This is a genomic window from Gilliamella sp. Bif1-4 (assembly GCF_001690535.1).
Lineage (GTDB): Bacteria > Pseudomonadota > Gammaproteobacteria > Enterobacterales > Orbaceae > Gilliamella > Gilliamella bombi.
The window spans coordinates 1-3,166 of record NZ_LZHC01000097.1 but is presented as its reverse complement, the minus strand read 5'-3'; the positions used below and the strand labels follow the sequence as shown (position 1 = coordinate 3,166).

Sequence of the window (3,166 nt, the reverse complement as noted above, 5' to 3'; positions counted from 1 at the left end):
AGCAACAAAAAATCTACGAAGACGCCTACAAAGAATCGATGAACCAAGGCATGTCAGCGATGGGCAGTGACACCCGTCAAGGCATTGACATGGCGGTTAGTATCATCAACGGCTTAATCAGTGGCGACATGACAGGGGCAGCCGCAGGGGCACTCGCGCCAAAAATTGCGACTATTATCAAACAACAGACCGAAGGAAGCACCGTTGCCAACACCGTCAACCATGCGATACTCGGTGCGGTGGTAGCCGAGCTACAAGGCAACTCTGCACTAGTGGGTGGCTTGGGTGCTGCTGCAAGTGAACGCGGTGCTGAAGTGATTGCGGGCATACTTTACCCTGATAAAGACATCAAAGACCTAAGCCAAGAAGAAAGGCAACAAATCAGCGCCCTATCACAACTAGCGACAGGCCTTGCGATAGCCGCTGCCGGTGGTGATATCCAAGATATCAATACAGGGGTTGCTGCGGGGAAAAATGCGGTTGAGAATAATTATTTTGGTCAAGCGATTGTAAATGCTGCTAAATCACAATGTGACGGAAATAAAGATTGTGAAGATAAAATCATCAAGGAAGGAATAGATAGTTATAATGAAACTATAATAGAATATGGTACACCACAGGTTATTGCGATCGGTGCAGTTATTGCTGCACCAATAGTAGAGCCAGCAGTTGTTGCTTGTTCAGCCAATCCAGTATTATGCGCAAACCAAGTTGCGGCATGGTTAATTGAAACTGTTGGATTTGAAGGTAACCCAGCGATGGGATTGGGAATGACAGCAGGTGTATACGTTAATTCTTTGAGTAAAGCGGAATTAAACGAACTTGCTGCTATAATGACATTAGAAAAAAATAAGTTAATAAAAAATTCATCCCCTGTAATAGATGAACTAAAGGTTACTCTTAGTGAAGACAGTGCTCATAAACTTGTTTACGATAAAGCTACTAATAGCATAATTAAGCAAGCTAAAGCTGGAAAGGGAACGAATGTAAAAATATCGCCTGAAAATCAGAAATACGTCGATATTCTATCACCTGAAGCTAAGCAGCATATATTATATGGGGATGGTCCAACAAGTGGAGGGCACATGTATCCAGGAAATCCTGGTAAAACAACTTTCCCTAAAGATTGGTCTGCAGACAAAATTGTCCATGAAATAGGGGATATTGCGACATCACCTAATACACAATGGTATGCACAGAGTGGAACTGGCGGTCTTTATACTAAAGCAGGAAATCCTGCAAGATGGGCTGCATACGAAATTAGAGATGGAGTGCGTATTAGAGTTATTTATGAACCAGCAAATGGAAAAATAATAACGGCGTTTCCTGACAAGGCGCCAGTTCCTTCTCATTATAAACCAATTAAGTAAAAAGTTATAAAGGTTAAATAATTATGTTAGTTAACAATTGTATAAAAGAATTTGGTAATTTATTAAAAGATAGGATAGATCCTGATTTAATAGATTATGCTTTGGATTATATTAATCATTCCGAAAATGTTTTGGCTTTTGAAACATTGTGTGATCATATTGCAGATTTTGATGTAAAAATTAGTGAAGACGAATATAATAAAGTACTTCATATTGTAGATTTACTCGGTTTGGATTTAGATAATAGATTTTTATATATAAATCCCAATAAATAATTTGTTATTTCCCGCCTTAACCAGCGGGGGATCTTTTATTATTTTTTAGTTCTGCATCGCAAGTTCAACCACCAACTTGCCCTGTTCAATCTTAATGATAACAGGGCAGCCCACATAAAAACCAAATTGCTCAAGCCAGCGTCCTTTAATGGTGATCTTGCTTATGAAGACATTCCACTATCTGTTTTTGATAACTTAGGTACGGATGAGAAGCCGATTTGGTGGACAGGGAAAATTCCTAAATAACCTTGTTTTACTTTTCCAATTCTGTGACAAACCTCGCAGAATTGGAATATATAATTCAATTTATAACTAAGTTATAAACTCTAACACCAATTGGGTTTGTTTGGTTTTAATTGTAACAGGATGGCCTGTATACAAGCCGACCCATTAAGTTTAGTCACTCACAAAATTATCAGGCTATACCAAACTTTATTCACCCTATCCCTCTTAATGCAACTCGTCAAGTAATAAGCTATTATTTCATTTTAATAAAATGAAACGGTATAGAATCCTGAATTATTTTTACAAAATAACCACCCACAATTAACGACGGACGGGGCATTATTATCAGGAAAAAGTGTCATAGTAAGAGCAAAGCGATGACATTGATATTGGCAGTGAGCAAGAACGCTTACAGTTAACCGAGCATCACAAAACCAAAACGAAAGGGTTGCTTAATAAGGGTTCAATTACTGAAGATATAGCGGTCGACAACATTACCCAAAAAGGCAGTGGGATTTATGGTGATAAGGTAAACATTAATGCGGGTAACAATTTAACGGTTACAGGCAGTGAAGTGGTAGGTACGCACAATGTGAGTCTTGGTGCAAGTAAAGATATCACCATTGATGCAGCGGAAGAGTCGTATTACCGAAAACACGAAACCAAGACCAAAAAATCCGGGTTAATGGGCAGTGGTGGAATTGGTTTTACGGTGGGTAAAGAAAAGGAAAATCTCAAACAAACCGATACGGAACAAGCCTTTGTGGGCAGTGTTGTAGGTAGTACAAAAGGCAGTGTCAATATCCAAGCGGGTAAAGACCTAAGTATTAAAGGCAGTGATGTCATCGCCCAACAAAACATCAAATTACAAGGCGAAAACGTCAATATCGAAGCATTAGATGCGAAAACGACGTATCAAGAAGAGTATGAGCGCAAAAAATCAGGGCTTACTGTTTCGATAACAGGCACGGCGAGTGATATTTACAACGCCAACCAAACCCGAGAGCAAGCGAAAAAGCAGACCAATGAGAAAACCAAAGCGCTGATGAATATTAAAGCGGGGTTACAAGCGGGTAATGCGGCGCTAGAGGGCGGTGCTAATTTACAAAATGGTACGCCACAAGCCTCCATTGGCATTAATGTCAGTTTGGGCAGTGAAAAGACCAAACGCACGGTAAACCAAGAGCAACACACCGTAGTAAGTAGTGGCGTCTCAGCGGGGCATAACCTCAGCATTATTGCGACGGGCAATGGTCAAAAAGAGCGTGGCGATATCAATATCATTGGCAGTCAGGT

4 protein-coding genes are annotated in these 3,166 nt (G+C 40.1%); 3 read left to right on the top strand and 1 reads right to left on the bottom strand.

Annotated elements, in window-relative coordinates:
* On the top strand, nucleotides 1-1,370 hold a 1,370-nt coding region (locus tag A9G25_RS12155), incomplete at its 5' end, for a VENN motif pre-toxin domain-containing protein (RefSeq protein ID WP_141675120.1).
* 23 nt (nucleotides 1,371-1,393) lie between these two features.
* Nucleotides 1,394-1,645 (top strand): MafI family immunity protein, encoded by a 252-nt coding sequence (locus A9G25_RS12150; protein WP_065627101.1) that lies wholly within the window; start codon nucleotides 1,394-1,396, stop codon nucleotides 1,643-1,645.
* Between the two features lie 45 nt (nucleotides 1,646-1,690).
* Here A9G25_RS12150 and A9G25_RS13480 read toward each other — a convergent pair whose 3' ends face one another.
* Nucleotides 1,691-1,795, bottom strand: coding sequence for a SymE family type I addiction module toxin (locus A9G25_RS13480; RefSeq protein ID WP_442903097.1), 105 nt, complete (start codon nucleotides 1,793-1,795; stop codon nucleotides 1,691-1,693).
* Nucleotides 1,796-2,318: 523 nt separating this feature from the next.
* Between A9G25_RS13480 and A9G25_RS12145 the strand changes: the two genes are divergently transcribed.
* On the top strand, nucleotides 2,319-3,166 hold an 848-nt coding region (locus tag A9G25_RS12145; RefSeq protein WP_176701142.1), incomplete at its 3' end, for a hemagglutinin repeat-containing protein.

Bases quoted from the DNA above. Each gene is read 5' to 3' on its own strand.
- A9G25_RS12150 (WP_065627101.1), top strand. From the start codon at position 1,394: ATGTTAGTTAACAATTGTATAAAAGAATTTGGTAATTTATTAAAAGAT.